Origin of the sequence: Micromonospora sp. BL1 (genome assembly GCF_003667485.1) — a bacterium.
Taxonomy (GTDB): Bacteria; Actinomycetota; Actinomycetes; order Mycobacteriales; family Micromonosporaceae; genus Micromonospora; species Micromonospora tulbaghiae.
Genome location: NZ_RCVK01000038.1, coordinates 1 through 480 on the forward strand (window position 1 = coordinate 1; position 480 = coordinate 480).

The following is a 480-nucleotide window of genomic DNA, read 5'->3' on the forward strand; positions in this document are numbered from 1 at the left end:
AAGCGCACCTGCTCAGGGACACCGGCCTCGGCGCGGCGATCGGGGTCGTCGCACCATGACTTCGGCAGGTAGAGGGCCGTGTCGAGCATCGCGTGAGCAGCCTCGGTGGCATAGACCAGGTGCACGGCGAGCTGGCAGTTCTCGATCTTCCCGGCCGTGCCCGAGTACTGCCGCTGCACCCCGACGGTGTGCCGGCCCTTCTTCAGATCAGCCGTCTCGTCGATGACCAGCACGGCCTCGACATCACCAAGATGCTCACCGACGAACTCGCGGACATCGGCACGAACATCGGCGTCGTCCCACGTCACCCGGGTCAGCAGCTCCTGCATCCCGTCCGGGCCAGCATCCCCGGCGTGCTCAGCGATGCTCCAGCAGTTCTTCCGCGGTAGCGGCGCCAGCAGGCCCCGGACGAAGTCACGCACCCGCCGACGCGGCTCGGGCCTGCGGAAACGCCGCCCCACCGTCAACATCAGCTCGTCG

The 480-nt window shown here is 68.3% G+C and carries 1 protein-coding gene; it reads right to left on the minus strand.

Translation table 11 applies throughout. The annotated features are described in order from the left end of the window. On the minus strand, positions 1-480 hold a 480-nt coding region (locus EAD96_RS00170; protein ID WP_233585303.1), incomplete at both ends, for an IS701 family transposase.